The sequence below is a fragment of the Actinoplanes sp. NPDC024001 genome (genome assembly GCF_040638955.1).
GTDB lineage: Bacteria > Actinomycetota > Actinomycetes > Mycobacteriales > Micromonosporaceae > Actinoplanes.
Genome location: NZ_JBEZZB010000091.1, coordinates 25,537 through 41,931, shown reverse-complemented (window position 1 = coordinate 41,931; position 16,395 = coordinate 25,537). Strand labels below are relative to the sequence as shown.

At 72.2% G+C, this 16,395-nt stretch carries 15 protein-coding genes; 9 read left to right on the top strand and 6 right to left on the bottom strand.

All coding sequences use genetic code 11. The annotated features are described in order from the left end of the window. Positions 1-65: 65 nt before the first annotated feature. A complete protein-coding gene (locus AB0F81_RS30735) occupies positions 66-950 on the bottom strand; it encodes a hypothetical protein (protein ID WP_360202845.1) in 885 nt (294 codons plus the stop codon). Positions 951-1,481: 531 nt separating this feature from the next. Between AB0F81_RS30735 and AB0F81_RS30730 the strand changes: the two genes are divergently transcribed. The 4 genes from AB0F81_RS30730 to AB0F81_RS30715 are packed head-to-tail and all read left to right on the top strand — an operon-like array spanning position 1,482 to position 5,704. Next, complete coding sequence (locus AB0F81_RS30730; RefSeq protein ID WP_360202844.1) at positions 1,482-4,283, top strand: nitrate- and nitrite sensing domain-containing protein; 2,802 nt, start codon at positions 1,482-1,484, stop codon at positions 4,281-4,283. Next, positions 4,280-4,687, top strand: coding sequence for a roadblock/LC7 domain-containing protein (locus tag AB0F81_RS30725; RefSeq protein WP_196415106.1), 408 nt, complete (start codon positions 4,280-4,282; stop codon positions 4,685-4,687). The genes AB0F81_RS30730 and AB0F81_RS30725 overlap by 4 nt, the downstream gene beginning before the upstream one ends. 41 nt (positions 4,688-4,728) lie before the next feature. Next, complete coding sequence (locus AB0F81_RS30720; protein WP_360202842.1) at positions 4,729-5,091, top strand: DUF742 domain-containing protein; 363 nt, start codon at positions 4,729-4,731, stop codon at positions 5,089-5,091. 31 nt (positions 5,092-5,122) lie between these two features. Continuing rightward, on the top strand, positions 5,123-5,704 hold the full coding sequence (locus AB0F81_RS30715; protein WP_360202840.1) for an ATP/GTP-binding protein: 582 nt from the start codon (positions 5,123-5,125) through the stop codon (positions 5,702-5,704). On the opposite strand, the gene AB0F81_RS30710 is transcribed toward AB0F81_RS30715, so the two are convergent. Continuing rightward, on the bottom strand, positions 5,701-6,846 hold the full coding sequence (locus AB0F81_RS30710; protein WP_360202838.1) for a uroporphyrinogen-III synthase: 1,146 nt from the start codon (positions 6,844-6,846) through the stop codon (positions 5,701-5,703). The two genes, AB0F81_RS30715 and AB0F81_RS30710, sit on opposite strands and share 4 nt — an antisense overlap. 631 nt (positions 6,847-7,477) lie before the next feature. Between AB0F81_RS30710 and rplM the strand changes: the two genes are divergently transcribed. The 3 genes from rplM (at position 7,478) to glmM (ending at position 9,968) form a co-directional block, all read left to right on the top strand. After that, positions 7,478-7,921 carry a 50S ribosomal protein L13 gene (gene rplM / locus AB0F81_RS30705; RefSeq protein WP_328465039.1) on the top strand — a complete coding sequence of 148 codons (444 nt, stop codon included), beginning with the start codon at positions 7,478-7,480 and terminating at the stop codon, positions 7,919-7,921. A 20-nt stretch (positions 7,922-7,941) separates the two neighbouring features. After that, entirely contained in the window at positions 7,942-8,448 is a 507-nt protein-coding gene (gene rpsI / locus AB0F81_RS30700; protein ID WP_328465041.1) for a 30S ribosomal protein S9, read from the top strand. Between the two features lie 167 nt (positions 8,449-8,615). After that, positions 8,616-9,968 carry a phosphoglucosamine mutase gene (gene glmM / locus AB0F81_RS30695; RefSeq protein WP_360202835.1) on the top strand — a complete coding sequence of 451 codons (1,353 nt, stop codon included), beginning with the start codon at positions 8,616-8,618 and terminating at the stop codon, positions 9,966-9,968. A 93-nt stretch (positions 9,969-10,061) separates the two neighbouring features. Here glmM and AB0F81_RS30690 read toward each other — a convergent pair whose 3' ends face one another. Together AB0F81_RS30690 and AB0F81_RS30685 are read right to left on the bottom strand one after the other, a co-directional pair. After that, positions 10,062-11,234 (bottom strand): pyridoxal phosphate-dependent aminotransferase, encoded by a 1,173-nt coding sequence (locus AB0F81_RS30690; RefSeq protein WP_360202834.1) that lies wholly within the window; start codon positions 11,232-11,234, stop codon positions 10,062-10,064. Positions 11,235-11,241: 7 nt separating this feature from the next. Further along, the gene (locus AB0F81_RS30685; protein ID WP_360202832.1) at positions 11,242-12,030 is read right to left on the bottom strand and encodes an MmpS family transport accessory protein; all 789 of its coding nucleotides are present in this window, start codon (positions 12,028-12,030) and stop codon (positions 11,242-11,244) included. 173 nt (positions 12,031-12,203) lie between these two features. On the opposite strand from AB0F81_RS30685, the gene glmS reads away from it, so the two are divergent. Next, complete coding sequence (gene glmS, locus AB0F81_RS30680; protein ID WP_360202831.1) at positions 12,204-14,087, top strand: glutamine--fructose-6-phosphate transaminase (isomerizing); 1,884 nt, start codon at positions 12,204-12,206, stop codon at positions 14,085-14,087. Here glmS and AB0F81_RS30675 read toward each other — a convergent pair. Together AB0F81_RS30675 and AB0F81_RS30670 are read right to left on the bottom strand one after the other, a co-directional pair. Further along, positions 14,074-15,513, bottom strand: coding sequence for an alpha/beta hydrolase (locus AB0F81_RS30675; RefSeq protein WP_360202829.1), 1,440 nt, complete (start codon positions 15,511-15,513; stop codon positions 14,074-14,076). The genes glmS and AB0F81_RS30675 overlap by 14 nt on opposite strands. Then, a complete protein-coding gene (locus tag AB0F81_RS30670; protein ID WP_360202828.1) occupies positions 15,510-15,797 on the bottom strand; it encodes a hypothetical protein in 288 nt (95 codons plus the stop codon). The genes AB0F81_RS30675 and AB0F81_RS30670 overlap by 4 nt, the downstream gene beginning before the upstream one ends. Positions 15,798-16,013: 216 nt before the next feature. On the opposite strand from AB0F81_RS30670, the gene AB0F81_RS30665 reads away from it, so the two are divergent. Continuing rightward, positions 16,014-16,382, top strand: coding sequence for a holo-ACP synthase (locus AB0F81_RS30665; protein ID WP_360202827.1), 369 nt, complete (start codon positions 16,014-16,016; stop codon positions 16,380-16,382). The last annotated feature ends 13 nt before the right edge of the window (positions 16,383-16,395 follow it).

The window sequence follows — 16,395 nt, the reverse complement described above, 5'->3', positions numbered from 1 at the left end:
GCATCAGCGTCAGGAAGCCCAGCGCGGCGCCGATGAAGACCTGCAGCGCCGCGCTGGCGATCAGGTCACGGGTCTCCAGCGACGGCACCGTCTGGGGCCGGCTCGGGTGTGCCGCGCACGATGGCGGCCAGCACGGAGCCGAGGACGCCGGCGCCGCTCGCGGTCATCGCCGCCCAGTACGGCGTGAGGTCGATCGCCGTCGACGAGCCGGGGCCCGCGATCAGGTAGGCGACCGTGAGCAGGGCGGGCCCGGCCAGCCCGGTGAGCGCGACCGCGAACAGCGACATCTGCCGGCCCCGGGCCACCCAGCCGAGCACCAGGCCGGCGAGCAGGGAGAGCGTCGGCATGGTGAGGAACGGGGTGTGCTCGGCGATGGCCGGCGGGATCAGGCTGCCGTCGAGCACGCCGAGCCGCACCGCGGCCGGGGTTCGGCCGGGCAGCAGCGACGGCGCGACGGAGACGAGCCCCACCGTCCACACCAGAACGGTCAGCGCGGCCAGGTTCCACCGGGCCACCGCCTTGGCGGCGGCCGCCCAGGCGGCGAAGATGCCCGCCGCGGCGCCGAGGGCGGCGCAGATCCCGATGACCAGCACCGGCTGGACGCCGTCGACCTGCGCGGACCGGGCCGGCTGCATGGTCAGCGGAAGCACCGCCAGTGCTCCGGCGCCCGCCGCGAGACCCATCGCGAGTGCCCCGCCGGGACCCACCGGCTGCGGGCGCCACCTGGGGCGGAAGCCGGTGCCGATGATCGCGGCGACCGCCGCGGCGGTCATCGTGATCCATGCGACCCAGGCGAGCTGTGACGTCCACTGATCACGCAGGGTGATGTCGAGGTCCTGGTCGAGTCGCACTATGCCGAGCCCGTAGGCGATGCCGAGCTGGCCGGCCCCGACCACGGCCGCTGCCGTGAATGTCGTGGCCAACAGCTTCACCCAGCTCCGAAATGCCATGCCGGGCACGTTACGGAATGGGTCGTGCGGCGCGCCAGTCCGGTGCCCGCTTCTTAAGGGAGCCTAAAGTCGCGCCTCCGCATATTCACCACACAGAGTGACTTCGAGGCGACGTACGGAATATTTGCCAGCGCGACCGTCCGCAGTGGACACTACCCCCGCACGGACAATGAGTCCGTCGCCTCCCGGCAAACCTTGCGAACGTGAGACGCCAGTCAAAAACCGAGGTTGCGGGACGGAAGTCCCACATAGTGGTTGGAATCGTGATGGTGTTCGGTGACCGCGACATCACGGACGGTTGCGCGTGACGCATTCGCGCACGTCAACGTCGTGGGAGCGAGCGGGTTCGGCTCTCCCGCGCGGTTATCACCTGGACAGCGGTGGCCTTACCGGGAGGTTCCAGGCTTCCCAAACGCACCGGCGTTCTGGTGAAATCGCCGCCGTGCCGAAAACGGCGCGGGCTTTGCTGCGGGCACCGGACGGGGCCGGACCGCAGTTTCCGGCGAGCCGGCTGACCGTGAAGGAGTTGTCGTGAGCACGGGATCCTCGACCCTGGCTGCGCGACGTGGCGGCCTCCCGCGCCTGCGGGACGCGCGGATCCGGGCCAAGCTCGCGGCCCTGCTGTTCCTGCCGCTGGCGGCGGTGCTCGGGCTGGCGACCATCCGGCTGATCGACGTCGGCGAGCGCGCCGGTGACGCCTCCCGGGTGGCTGAGCTCGCCGAACTCGGCACCGACCTGTCGAACCTGACCCGGCTCCTGCACGACGAGCGGATGGCGGCTCTGGCGTACCTCGGTGCGCCGGAGACCGCGGCGACCGGGTTCCGGGAAGCCGTCAAGTCGGTGGACGCGCAGGCGCAAATCTTCCGGACCAACCGCTCGGTGATCGCTGAGGTGCCCGCCAAGGTCAACGACCGGCTCGCGGCGATCGAGCGGGAGCTGGGCGCCCTCGCCGAGATCCGGGCCGGAGTCGGCGAGCGGAACACCGCGGCCGTCGCCGAGGTCGCCCAGCGGTACAGCGCGACCCTGGCCGGCCTGGCCGGGTACGACACGGCGCTGAGCCAGATCGCCGAGCCCGGCGTGGTCGCCGACAACCTGCGCGCGCTGGCCGTCTTCACCAAGGCCGAGGCCGCCGCGGCGGAGCAGGCCGCGGTCACCTACGTGGCCCGGGTGACCGGCGACGCCGGCGCGGAACGGCAGCGGGCGCTCGTCGCGGCGCAGGCGATCCGGACCGACGCGCTCGCCGATTTCCGCGCGATCGCCGCCGCCCGCCAGGTCGCCCTGGTCGACGCGGCGTTCGGCGACGAGACCCTGGCCGGGGCGGACGCCCTCGCGACCCGGCTCACCGGGCCGGCCGCGGTCGCGCCGACCGAGATCGCCGCCGCCTTCACCGACGTCATCGAGCTGTTCCGCGGTGTGGAGCGGCAACTCGAGTCGCAGGCCGTGGCGGCCGCGGAGGACGGCAGCAAGAGCAGCTCGCAGCGGGCCACCCTGGAGTTCGTCCTCGTCCTGCTGATCCTGATCACGGCCGTCGCCCTGGCCTTCTATCTGGGGCGTGCCCTGCACCTGGCGGTCCGCCGGCTGCGCGAGGGCGCCCTGGCGGTGGCCCACCGGGATCTGCCCGAAGCCGTCAACCGGCTGCAGGACGCGGAGAACCTCGGCGAGGGCGGCGTGGACCGGATCATCGCGCAGACCCGGGACCCGATCCGGGTCACCGACCGCGACGAGTTCGGCCAGGTCGCCGAGGCGTTCAACATGGTGCACCGGGAAGCCATCCGGGTCGCCGCCGAACAGGCCGCGCTGCGGACGAGCGTGTCGACGATGTTCCTCAGCCTGGCCCGGCGCAGCCAGTCCCTGGTCGACCGGATGATCGGCGAACTCGACCAGATCGAGCGCCTGGAGGAGGACCCGAAGCGGCTGGCCCGGCTCTTCGAGCTGGACCACCTCGCCACCCGGATGCGCCGCAACGACGAGAACCTGCTGGTGCTGGCGGGCGCCGAGGTCGGCGCCCCGCGGCGGGAGGACGCGCTGCTGATCGACGCGCTGCGCGCCGCCCAGTCCGAAGTGGAGCTTTACCACCGGATCGAGTTCGGCACGATCGACACCGACATCCTGATCGCCGCGGCCGCGGTCAACGACGTGGTACGCCTGATCGCCGAACTGCTCGACAACGCGACCCGGTTCTCCCCGCCGAACACCGTGGTGGTGGCACACGGCGGCCGGACCGGGGACCACGTTCTGGTCCAGGTGGAGGACCGCGGGCTCGGTATCTCCACCGACCAGATGGAACAGATCAACCGGCGGCTCGCCGAGCCCACCGAGGTGGACGTCTCGGCGTTCCGGCTGATGGGCTTCGCGGTCGTCGCCCGACTGGCCGCCCGGCACGGCATCGACGTCGAACTGCGGCCGAGCCTCGAGGGCGGCACGATCGCCGAGGTCGTGCTCCCGTCCGACATCGTGGTGATGCCCGGCGTGCCGGCCGCGCCGGCGCGAGCGGCGAGCTGGACCCGGCCGGGGCCGCCACCGGCCCGGATTCCGGAGCCGCGACCGCCGATCCGGTCCGCACCCGCACCCGCACCCGCATCCACGGCTGCGGCCACGCTCGCGGAGCCGGCGTTCCGGGCGCCGCGGCAGGCCGGCGCGCCACCGTCCGAACTGGATCTGCGGCCGACGCCGGACCGGCCGCCGCTGCCGTCGCGCAGCCCGAAGCCCGCGGAGACGACGGCCATGGCGGCCGCACCCGCCGGGGTCACCGCGCCGGCCGGGGTCACCGCACCGGGCTGGGAGGCGGCGGTGGCGGCGCTGCCGTCGCCGATCCAGGTGGAGATGCAGCACAGCTGGTTCACCGGTGGCGACGAGCCCGATCAGCGGGGCATGCCGACCGCCGGTTACGCACCGCCGCCGAGCGCGTCGCCGGTGTCGGCCGTGCCCGCCTCGAGCCCGCCGGCCTCCCCGCCGGCCTCCCCTCCACCGGTGCCGGCGCCTCCGGTTTCAGCGCCTCCGGTTTCGGTGCCTGCGGCCCCGCCGCCGGCGCCCGGCTCGGCGGGGGACGAGCGGTGGCGGACGGCGGCCGACGAGGGCTGGAACCGCGCCATGGCCGCCGCTGTCCCGCGCGACGGTGGCATCACACGATCCGGGCTACCGAAGCGGGTACCGCAGGCTCAACTCGTGCCCGGAGGGGTGCAGTCGCCACAGCGGGCACAGAACCGTCGGAGCCCCGACGAGGTGCGTGGACTGCTGTCCGCGTACCACCGAGGGGTGCAACGGGGGCGGACGGACGGCGTAGCCGATGCCGCCGCCGCGGCAACACGGGTTCCTAAGGAGAGCGAACAGTGACCAGGCCCCCCACCATGCATGACATGGGCTGGCTGCTCAGCAACTTTGCCGACAGCGTCGCCGGCATCGCGCACGTCATCGCGGTCTCGGCGGACGGCATCCTGCTGGCCTCGTCGCGGGATCTGCCAGGCGACCGTGCGGACCAGCTCGCCGCCATCACGTCCGGTGTGGTCAGTCTCACCGACGGTGCGTCTCGGATGTTCAGCGCGGGAAAGGTGCAACAGACCATCATCGAAATGGACAGCGGCTATCTTTTCCTGATGTCCATCAGCGACGGTTCCTCGATGGCCGTCCTGGCGGCGCGCAGCTGCGACGTCGGGCAGGTCGGCTATGAGATGGCCCTGCTGGTGGAGCGGGTCGGGGCGGCGTTGTCGCCGGCGGCGCGCGAGGCCGTCAGCCACTAGACGCCGGGGCTGGACCCTGGCGGAGACGAGGTGACCGCGACATGACAGAGCCGCACGATCCCCGGGGCAACCTGGTGCGGCCGTACGCGGTCACGCGCGGCCGGACCGAACCGATCAGGGACATCCCGATCGAGGCGGTTCTGATCGCCTCGGCGGCGGCCGTGCAGGAAGCGCGGTTCGCCGGACATGACAAGTACCGCATCGCCGTGCTGTGCGAGCCGAAGGCCCAATCACTGGCCGAACTCGCGGCGCTGACCCGGTTGCCGCTCGGCGTCACCCGGGTGATCGTCGCCGACATGGTCGCCGACGGGCTGTTACAGCTGCACAGTGCCGCTCCCCGGACGGGTTTCACGGAGCGGATGGATCTGCTGGGAAGGGTGTTGAGTGGACTTCGCAAGCTCTGAGCCGGTCGGGACGCGAACGGGGACGCATCCCATGGAGATCACCTCCGCGAAGATCGTCGTCGCCGGTGGTTTCGGCGTGGGCAAGACGACCCTGGTCGGGGCGGTCTCCGAGATCGAACCGCTGACCACCGAGGCCGTGATGACCGCGGCCGGAGTCGGCATCGACGACTCGTCGAAGGTGCCAGGCAAGGGCAGCACCACCGTGGCGATGGACTTCGGCCGGATCACCATGGCCGACGACCTCATCCTCTACCTGTTCGGCACACCAGGGCAGACCCGCTTCTGGTTCATGTGGGACGAGCTGATCCGGGGTGCGGTGGGTGCGGCCGTGCTCGTCGACACGCGGCGGCTCACCGACGCGTTCGCCCCACTGGACTACTTCGAGAACCGGCACCTGCCGTACCTGGTCGCGGTGAACTGCTTCGACAACGCACCCCGCTACGAGCCGGAGGAGGTGCGCGAGGCGCTCGCCATCCCAGCCCGGGTGCCACTGGTGATGTGCGACGCGCGGCACCGCGACTCGGTCAAGGCGGTGCTGATCGGTGTCGTCGAGCACGCCATGGCGACGCTGGTGGCCGAGCACGAGAAGGGCCACCCGACCCCGGTCGGCTAGGCCGAGATCCGGTAACCGCGCTTGACCACGGTTTGGACCACGCCGGGGATGGCCAGGCCCGCCCGCAGCCGGGCCACCGCCATCTCGACCGCGTGCTCGTCGGCGCCCCGGGGGAGCGCTTGCAGCAGGGCGGCGCGGGAGAGCACCCGCCCCGGCGACTCGGCCAGGGCGCGCAGGACCGCCATCGGCGCCGGCGCCAGTTGGCGCAGCTCCCCGTCGACGATCGCGGCGTGCCCGCGCAGGACCAGCGAGTGGCCGGAGACCTGCAGGGTGACGGCGCGCTTCGGCAGCTCCTCGACGATGGTGCGGACCAGCGCGCTGAGCCGGGCCCGGCCGGGCATGGCGACCGGCACGTCGTGGCGGCGCAGCGGGGCCGCGGTGACCGGGCCGACGCAGGCGGCGAGCACGTCCCGGCGAAGGGCGTCGAGGAGGGTGTCGGTCCCGGCGCCGGCGGCCCGCAGCACGGCCTGGACCGCGGCGGCGGAGGTGAACGTCACAGCGTCCACCAGCTTGCCGATGATCAGATCGACCAGCCGGTGCAGCGGCGCCGGATCGGTCGGCGGCGCCCAGCGGTAGACCGGCACCTCGATCACCCGGGCGCCGGCCGATTGCAGGGCCTCGGTGTATTCCGGCTGGCTCTCCCCGTGCAGCTGCATCGCCACGGTAAGGCCGGCGATGCCACGGGCGGTCAGGTGGTCGACGACCTCCTCGAACCCCTCTCCGTCGGGGGACCACTGGTCGTGCAGGCCCGCCGTACGGACCGCGGCGCGCGCCTTCGGGCCCCGGGCCACCAGATAGGCGCGGGAGAGCACGGTGCGCAGCGGCTCCGCCAGCCCCCACCCGTCGGCCGCCTCCATCCACCCGCGCATGCCGATCCCGGTGTTGACCAGGACGACGTCGGGCGGGGTGTCCAGGCAGGCCCGGGTCGCGGCCCGCAGCTCGGCGTCGTCGGCGATCGGCACGATGCGCAGCGCGGGCGCCAGCACGACGCGGGCGCCGCGAGCCTCGAGAAGGGTGGCGAGCTCGTCCTTACGACGGTCGGCGGTGACCCCGATGGTGTAACCGGACAGGGACGCGGCCGGCTCGGCCAGGGCGGCCTCGGACAGCACAGCCCGGCGGGTGCCCGGGGCCCGCTCCGTCATCCGATCCCCGGGCCGAGAAGTCGCGGCGTGGCCGAACGGTCCACCGAAGGGCACGCTCGAAGCCCGCCGTCCTCAGCGTTGACCCGCTCCCATGTCACGCCTGCGTTCCTCGCCGTGCCTCCATCCGGGACACGCCGCGACTCCTCCTCGCCGAACCGGCGAACCGGTCCGACGGACACCGTCAGGTCCGTCCTCAACCCTGACGGTGGTCTCTCCATGGTGCGCCAGCGAGGGCGGCACCGGCCAATCGCGGTCCGCATCGTTGGAAGGTCCGCACCGTTGGCCATGCCTGGAAGCGTGCCGGGGGCGAATTTCGGTGGAGCGTCCCGTTTGTTTCAAGCCTGCTACGTCAGGCAGAGTGGGTTCCGACACCCGCTTCGGGCGCGCCGGCGGGGCGGAGTATGCTTGCCTCGTTTGGGGTTCCGCCGGGGCTGAGTGTCTGCAACCAGGATGCTCGCCGGTTTGCTGGTGCCCTGATCAGCGCCTGTTTTGACCGCTCGCCGCGTAGCCGGGTATTGTTGCCTGCTGTTGTGCGACTGTTTGCGAGTGGTCCCTGTGCGGGGTCGCTTGACGCATCGACATGATGCGACCAGTGCGCGCCCCCAGACCGACGACGAGACAAGGTAATTCTGTGCGTACGTACAGCCCGAAGCCGGGTGAGATCGAGCGTCAGTGGCACATTATCGACGCTTCTGACGTCGTTCTGGGCCGCCTGGCCACCCACACCGCGAACCTGCTGCGTGGCAAGCACAAGCCCACGTTCGCCCCGCACGTCGACACCGGCGATTTCGTGGTGATCATCAACGCCGGCAAGGTCGCGCTGACCGGCAACAAGCGGCAGACCAAGGTCGCCTACCGCCACTCCGGCTACCCGGGTGGTCTGAAGCAGGTCGGCTACGAGGAGCTGCTGTCCAAGCGCCCCGAGAAGGCGATCGAGCTGGCCGTCAAGGGCATGCTCCCGCACAACAAGCTTGCGCGGCAGATCATCAAGAAGCTGAAGGTGTACCCGGGTGCCGAGCACCCGCACGCCGCCCAGCAGCCGCAGCCGTTCGAAATCAAGCAGATCGCGCAGTGAGCGCGGGAGAAGGCAGCAGCATGACCGACATCGTCGAGCCCGAGGTCGTCGAGACCGTCGAGACTGTCGAGGAGCCCGCTGAGACGGTTGTCGTCGTCGAGGCGCCCGCGCCGGCCCCGGTCCGCGCCCCGCGTCCCGGTGACCGTCCCGTTCAGACCGTCGGCCGTCGCAAGGAAGCCATCGTCCGGGTGCGTCTCGTCCCCGGCACCGGCAAGATCACTTGCAACGGTCGCGACCTCGAGAACTACTTCCCGAGCAAGGTGAACCAGCAGCTCATCCGTGAGCCGCTCGTCACCGCCGAGCGCACCGAACAGTACGACGTGATCGCGAACCTCCGCGGTGGCGGCATCACCGGTCAGGCCGGCGCCCTGCGCCTCGCCATCGCCCGGGCCCTCATCGTGAACGAGCCGGACGACCGCCCCGCCCTGAAGAAGGCCGGCTTCCTGACCCGTGACGCCCGGGTCAAGGAGAGCAAGAAGTACGGTCTCAAGAAGGCCCGTAAGGCTCCGCAGTACTCGAAGCGCTGATTTTTGCGCCGCTTCTGACCGACGGTCGAGCGCACCTCCAGTCCAGGGGGCGTGCTCGGCCGTCGCCGTTTTCATCCCCTCCCAACTAGCCGTTCCGGTACTCCTGGATGCACGGCATCCTGTTGCAGGCTTGGAGCCCAGCGTGTTACCGGCGAAAGGAAGCCGCCATGGGGCGACTCTTCGGCACTGACGGCGTTCGCGGCCTCGCGAACGGCGACCTGCTCACCCCCGAACTGGCCCTGCAGGTCGCGGTCGCGGCCGCGCGCGTTCTGGTCGAGACCGACAGCAGCCACCAGCCGCTGGCCATCGTGGGGCGCGATCCGCGAGCCAGCGGCGAGATGCTGGAGGCCGCGGTCGTCGCGGGCCTGACCAGTGCCGGCGCCAACGTCGTGCGGGTCGGCGTGCTGCCCACCCCCGCGGTGGCGTACCTCGTCGGGCAGACCAACGCCGACCTCGGCGTGATGCTCTCCGCCTCGCACAACCCCATGCCGGACAACGGCATCAAGCTCTTCGCCGCCGGTGGCACCAAGCTGCCGGACGAGCTGGAGGAGCGGATCGAGCGTGCCGTCGAGGACGGGCACGGGCTGCTCGGCCGCCCGACCGGCGCCGGGATCGGCCGGGTGCACGACCTGCTGGACGGCGCCGAGCACTACATCAAGCACCTGATCGAGTCGCTGCCGCACCGGCTCGACGGCATCAAGATCGTGGTGGACTGCGCGAACGGCGCGGCCAGCGAGGTCGGCCCGGTCGCGTACCGGGAGGCCGGTGCCGAGGTCATCGCGATCCACGCGGACCCGGACGGTCTCAACATCAACGACGACTGCGGCTCGACGCACCTCGACAAGGTGCGCGAGGCCGTCCTGCGGGAGGGCGCCGACCTCGGCCTGGCGCACGACGGCGACGCCGACCGCTGCCTGGCGGTCACCGCCGCCGGCGAGGTCGTCGACGGCGACCAGATCATGGCGATCCTGGCGCTGGCGATGCGCGACGCCGGCACGCTGACCGAGGACACGCTGGTCGCCACGGTGATGAGCAACCTCGGGCTGCGGATCGCGATGAAGCAGGCCGGCATCCGGCTGGTCGAGACCAAGGTCGGCGACCGGTACGTGCTGGAGGAGCTGCAGAACGACGGGCTGGCCCTCGGCGGCGAGCAGAGCGGGCACATCGTGATGCCCGCTTTCGCCACCACCGGCGACGGCGTGCTGACCGGCCTGCACCTGGCCGCCCAGGTCGCGGCGAGCGGCAAGTCGCTGGCCGACCTGGCCGCCGTGGTGCACAAGCTGCCGCAGGTCCTGATCAACGTGAAGGTCGGCGACCGGGACGCCGGTGCGGCCGCCCCGACCGTGCAGGCGGCTGTCGCCCTCGCCGAGAACGAGCTGGGCGAGACCGGCCGGGTGCTGCTGCGCCCGTCCGGCACCGAGCCGCTGGTCCGGGTGATGGTCGAGGCCGCCACCGAGGAGCAGGCGCGCAGCGTGGCCGAGCGGATCGCCGCCGAGGTCAGCGCGGCCAGCCCGGCCTGATCAGGGAACCTTTTTCACCGTGGCCAGGGCCGCACCACCGGGCCCTGGCCGGCAGCCCGGGCACTTTTCGGCCCGACGCCAGGGTGAAAAGGCTCATCTCAGCGTCTTGAGTCGCCGCACTGCCTCGTCGATCACCTCGGCGCGCTTGCAGAAGGCGAACCGGACGAGGTGCCGGCCCGCGTCTTGATGGTCGTAGAAGACCTGGGTCGGCACCGCCACGACGCCGCAGCGCTCCGGCAGCTGCCGGCAGAACTCGATGCCGTCGGTGCCGCCACGAGAGCGGATGTCGACGGTCACGAAGTAGGTGCCCTCGGACGGCAGCACGGTCAGGCCGGCGTCGGCCAGCCCGGACACGAGCCGGTCCCGGCGCTCCTGGAGGCTCTGCGTGAAGCCGGTGAAATAGGAGTCCGGCAGGCCCAGCGCCACGGCGACGGCGGGCTGCAGCGGGGCGCCGTTGACGAAGGTCAGGAACTGTTTCACCCGCAGCACCGCGGAGACCAGCCGGGCCGGTCCGGTGGCCCAGCCGATCTTCCAGCCGGTGCAGGAGAACGTCTTGCCGGCCGAGGAGACCCGCAGCGTGCGCTCGCGCATCCCGGGCAGGGCCGCCAGCGGGGTGTGCGCGGCGGTGGCGTCGGAGAAGACGAGATGTTCGTAGACCTCGTCGGTGACCGCGTAGACGTCGTGCTCCTGGCAGAGCTCGGCGATCAGGCCCAGCTCCCGCGGCGTGAAGACCTTGCCGGTCGGGTTGTGCGGTGAGTTCAGCAGCACCAGCCGGGTCCGGGGGCCGAAGGCGGCCCGCAGCTGGCCCTCGTCGAACTCGTACCGCCCGTCGGGGCCGGGACGCAGGGTGACCGGGCGGCGGACCGCACCGGCCAGTGTGATCGAGGCTGCGTAGGAGTCGTAGTACGGCTCGAAGCAGACCACCTCGTCGCCGGCCTCACAGAGCGCCAGGATCGTCGCGGCGATCGCCTCGGTGGCGCCGGCCGTCACCGCGACCTCGGAGTCCGGGTCCCGGGTCAGGCCCCAGAACCGCTGCTCGTGGGCCGTGATCGCGGTGCGCAACGCGGGGATGCCGGCGAGCGGAGGGTACTGGTTGGCGCCGGAGGCCAGCGCCTCGGCGGCCGCGGCGAGCATCTCGGCCGGGCCGTCCGAGTCCGGAAAACCCTGACCCAGGTTGACCGCACCGGTACGCAGGGCCAGCGCCGACATCTCGGTGAAGATCGTGGTCCCGAACGGGCGCATCCGTTCCACCAGCGGGTCGGTCACCGCGCCCTCACCGGAAGACCAGCTTGGTGCAGGTGGTGGAGGCCCAGCTGCCCTCGGCGCTCTTCTTGACGACCTCTTCGCCGTCGATCGAGGCCCGACAGGAGATGGAACCGGTGTCGTTGGTGCCGCGACCGGCGGTCAACCAGACGAACGCCGCGCCCTTCATCGTGGTGGTCACCTTCCACGGGAGGTCGACGTTGTCGAGCACTTTGGGGGTGCCGCCCAACTGTTCGGCGTAGACGATGTTCGCCGGACCGTCGCCGGTCACCTCATACGTCACGGTGATTTCCGGGCCCTCGTCGAGGCCGGGAAGATTGGGCAAATCGGTCGGCAGCTCGGGCAGATCGGTGGGCAGCGCCGGCAGGTCGGTGGGCAGTGACGGGTTCAGGTAGGGATCGGCGGCCTCCCGCGCCTCGTCGGTGGCCTCCTGCACCTCCTGGGTGGCCCGCTGCACCAGCAGCACGCCCGAGGTGATCACGCCGCCGCAGAGCAGCAGCGACACCGCGACGATGACCGCGATCAGGGGCTTGTTGCTCTTGCGCGGCGGTGGCGGCGCGCCGTAACCGGGCTGGCCCGGGTAGCCGGGGTGCTCCGGGTACGCCGGGGGGAGGTAGCCGGTCTGCGGATAGCCGCCGGGCGGGGGCTGACCGTAGTCCGGTGTGTAGCCCGGCGGCGCGTAGTTCACCGGCGGGAACTGCGAGGTCGGCGGGTACTCCGGCGCCGGCTCGTGCGGCGGCGGGGTGGCCTGCCCGGGTGTGAACTCCGGCGGCCGGGGCGGCTGGGGCGGCTCGCTCATCTTTCCTCCCGGGTGGGGTGCCGTAGCCGACGGTACGCCAGGAGTGCACCTGGATCGTCACCCACCCGTTTGGGCCGGTGGTGAGGATGGGCTATCGTTCCGATCACATGCCATGCTCGAAAGCGCACTTCCCGAGCATGACGTTTGAGTGAAAGTCGGCTACGCTGCCCGGCATGTGTGGGATCGTGGGTTACGTAGGCAATCGTCCGGCGTTGAGCATCGTTCTCGATGGCCTCCGCCGCCTGGAGTACCGGGGATATGACTCCGCCGGAATCGCCGTCATCGACGGCGACGGCGTCGAGACCGAGAAGCGGGCCGGCAAGCTGGCCAACCTGGAGAAGGCGCTCGCCGAGCGCGCCGCCGACGGCATCGCGACCGGCGTGACCGGCATCGGGCACACCCGGTGGGCCACCCACGGCGGCCCGACCGACCGCAACGCCCACCCGCACCTCTCGGCCGACGGCCGGGTCGCCGTCATCCACAACGGCATCATCGAGAACTTCGCCCGGCTGCGCGCCGAGCTCGAGGCGGACGGCGTCGAGTTCCGCAGCGACACCGACACCGAGTGCGCGGCGCACCTGCTCGCCGCCGAGGTGCGCGCGCTGCGCGAGGCCGGCGCCGAGGACGGCCCGGCCCTGCTCGCCGAGGGCATGCGGCGCACCGTCCGCCGGCTCGAGGGCGCCTTCACGCTGCTCGCCGTCGATGTGACGGTGCCCGACGCGGTGGTCGCCGCCCGGCGCAACTCGCCGCTCGTGGTCGGCCGCGGCGACGGGGAGAACTTCCTGGCCAGCGACGTCTCGGCGTTCATCGAGCACACCCGCGAGGCGATCGAGCTCGGCCAGGACCAGGTCGTCCTGATCACCCCGGCCGCCATCGAGATCACCGACTTCGACGGCGCCCCGGCGACCGGCCAGCAGTTCCACGTCGACTGGGACCTGTCCGCCGCCGAGAAGGGCGGTTACGAGTACTTCATGCTCAAGGAGATCGCCGAGCAGCCGCAGGCCATCGCGGACACGCTGCTCGGCCGGCTGAGCGACCGCGGCGAGATCATCCTGGACGAGGTCCGCCTCACCGACCAGGACCTGCGCGACGTCGACAAGGTCTTCATCGTCGCGTGCGGCACCTCTTACCACGCCGGCATGGTCGCGAAGTACGCCATCGAGCACTGGGTGCGCATCCCGTGCGAGGTGGAGCTCGCCAGCGAGTTCCGTTACCGCGACCCGATCCTGGACCGCTCCACCCTGGTCATCGTGATCAGCCAGTCCGGCGAGACGATGGACACCCTGATGGCGCTGCGGCACGCCAAGGAGCAGAAGGCCCGGGTGCTGGCCATCTGCAACACCAACGGCTCGACCATCCCGCGCGAGTCGGACGCGGTGCTTTACACCCACGGCGGCCCGGAGATCGCGGTGGCGTCGACCAAGGCGTTCCTCACCCAGCTGGTCGCCTGTTACCTGATCGGCCTGCACCTCGCGCAGATCCGCGGCGTCATGTATGCCGACGAGGTCGCCGCCGTGGTCGAGAAGCTCCAGGCCACCCCAGACAGCCTGCGCACGCTGCTGGACGGGATGGAGGACGTCCGGGCGCTGGCCCGCGACCTCAAGACCGCCTCGACGATCCTGTTCATCGGCCGGCACGTCGGCTTCCCGGTGGCACTGGAGGGCGCGCTGAAGCTGAAGGAGCTCGCTTACATGCACGCCGAGGGCTTCGCGGCCGGCGAGCTGAAGCACGGCCCGATCTCGCTGATCGACGAGGGCACCCCGGTCGTCTGCGTGGTGCCGTCCCCCGCCGGCCGCGGCGTGATGCGGGACAAGGTCGTCTCCAACATCCAGGAGGTGCGCGCCCGCGGCGCCCGGACCATCGTGATCGCCGAGGAGGGCGACGAGGCCGTGGCGGCCTTCGCCGACCACCTGATCCACGTGCCGCACACCCCCACGCTGCTCGCCCCGCTGATGACCACGGTCCCGCTGCAGATCCTCGCCTGCGAGATCGCGGCGGCCCGTGGTCACGACGTGGACCAGCCGCGGAACCTGGCCAAGTCGGTCACCGTCGAGTGACCGGCTCGCCGCCGAGGGCAAGGGTGGCCAGCGCGTCCAGCGCCGGCCGCCCCACGTCCCAGTAACCCAGGTGGCCGGCGTCCGGCTGGCTCCGGAAACCCCGGGCGCCGAAGTCGGGCCCGCTCGGGTTCTCCCCGAACCACAGCTCACCCGTCCCGGGGCGAACCGCCAGGTACTGAATCGGGTCGGTCAGTGACGTCGACGACCACACCCGCTCCGCCGGGACGGTGAGCTGGGCGGCCGAGTCGACCCCGACACCCGGCGATCCGACGAGGACCACCCGGTCGGCCTCCAGCGGCCCACTCGCCGCCGACTCGCCGACGACCAGCGAACCGTAGCTGTGCCCCAGGACGGTCTGGGCCGCCCGCGGACCGTCGTGGGTGGCGCGCAGGCCGTCCTGGAAACGGCGCAGCTCGGGCGCGCCGTCCCGGGCCTGCCGGTCCGAGAACGCCTCGTGCAGGAAATCCGGCGCGTCGTAGTCGAGCCAGAGCACCGCGCTGGTCGACTGGGCCGGGCCCAGCTCAGCGGCGCGGACCGCGACCCGCTCGGCCCGGGTCAGCTCGCCGCCGAGCGAGGCCAGATCGGACGTCATGCCGGGCACGTGGGTGAGCACGTTGCCGGCCCGGTCCGGGTCGCCGAGCGCCACCACCGCCCGCCCGTCGCCCGCGGTGTCCAGCCCCATCAGATAGGCCCGCGGCCCGGCGTCGTCCTCCAGCCGGGCGGTGAGCTCGTCGAGCCCGCCGGTGCCGCGGGAGAGCCGGCCGAGGTCGGCCCGGTGCTGCTCCAGCAGCAGACGGTTTGCCAGATCACGGTCGGCGGCCGGGATCCCGTCGGTGGACGCCACCGAACCGGGCTCGGTGGCCAGCACCCAGTTGCGCTCCGCCGGGGACAGCGTGGCCCACCAGCGCCGCACCTCGGCCGGAGCGGCCGTGCAGCCGGGCCGCACCGGATCGGCCGGTGGGGTCGCGGCGCCGGTGAGACCACCCAGCCTGGCGGCGGCCGCCTCGTCGGCCCGCGCGGCGACCGTGATCGCGAGGGCCAGATCCGCCGCCACCGGCCGCGCGTCGGCGGCGGGGCCGCGCACCGCGCCGTCGTCGTCGATGACCAGGCCGGACCGGCCGGCCCGGCGGCGTGCCCGGTCCAGCAGCGTGCGGGCCCGGGCCAGCGCCGCGGCGAACTCACTGAGCGCCTGATCGGCCCGCCAGCAGAACAGCCGGAAGAGGACCAGCCGCCGGCGGAACCCGCCCAGCCGCGCCACGGCCGCGTCGGCTGCCGCACCTGACCAGACCTCCCGCAACCGCGCGGCGGCCGGCCCGAACTCGCCGCACAGCGCCCCGGCCAGGGCGGCCCAGCGCCGCCAGGCCAGTGCCACGGCCCGCCAGCGGGCCGGATCGGTGACGCGCAGCCGTGCGTAGACCGTGCTCATCGGATCAGCCGCAGCCGGGTGGCGGCCCGGGCGTCGGCCTCCGCATAGGCCTCGGCGGCCTCGCGAACCTGCCGGGCGGTCGCCTCGACGTCGCCGCCGAGGTGGGCCACCAGCTGCCGGGCGGCGGCCGTGGCCAGCTCGGCGGCGCTCGTGGTGCCCCAGCGTGGGGCCGGATCGGGGACCGGCGCCGAGCCGGCCAGCCCGCTCACCCGGGCCGCGGTGCCGGTCAGAGCGGTGGAATCGCGGCGCAGGGCCTCGGTGTCGGCCTCGAAGTCGGAGTTCATCGGCTGCCTCCAGGAGATGACGGGACGTGCCGAAGTTAGGGGCCGTGGCGGCGCCGCGACGGGACTGTGGACAGCGGGCCCCGAGCGCCGCGGGCGGGCGTCCACAGGCGTTGCGGGGGGATCGACGGAGCTGATAGGGCGGTGCCGTGCGGTGGGCGTACGCCAAGCGGGGTTGACCTTGGGAAAGCCGCCGGAAACCCGGCTAGGGTGACCGGTGTGATCGTGTCTGTCGGCATTGACGTCGTCCTGGTGGACCGCTTCGCCCGCGCTCTGGACCGGACCCCGCTGCTCGCGGACCGGCTGTTCACCGAGGCCGAGCGGCTCACCGGTTCGGGGAACCCACGCTCGGCGGAGTCGCTGGCCGGCCGGTTCGCGGCCAAGGAGGCGGTGGCCAAGGCGCTGGGCGCACCGATCGGCCTGCGCTGGCACGACTGCGAGATCGTCACCGATCCGGACGGGCGGCCGTGGTTGACCGTCTCCGGTACGGTCGCCGCGGCGGCGACCGAGCGGGGTATCAACCGGTGGCACCTGTCGCTGTCGCACGACGGCGGCATCGCCTCCGCGATGGTGGTCGCCGAGGCCTGAGCGAACGGGAGAG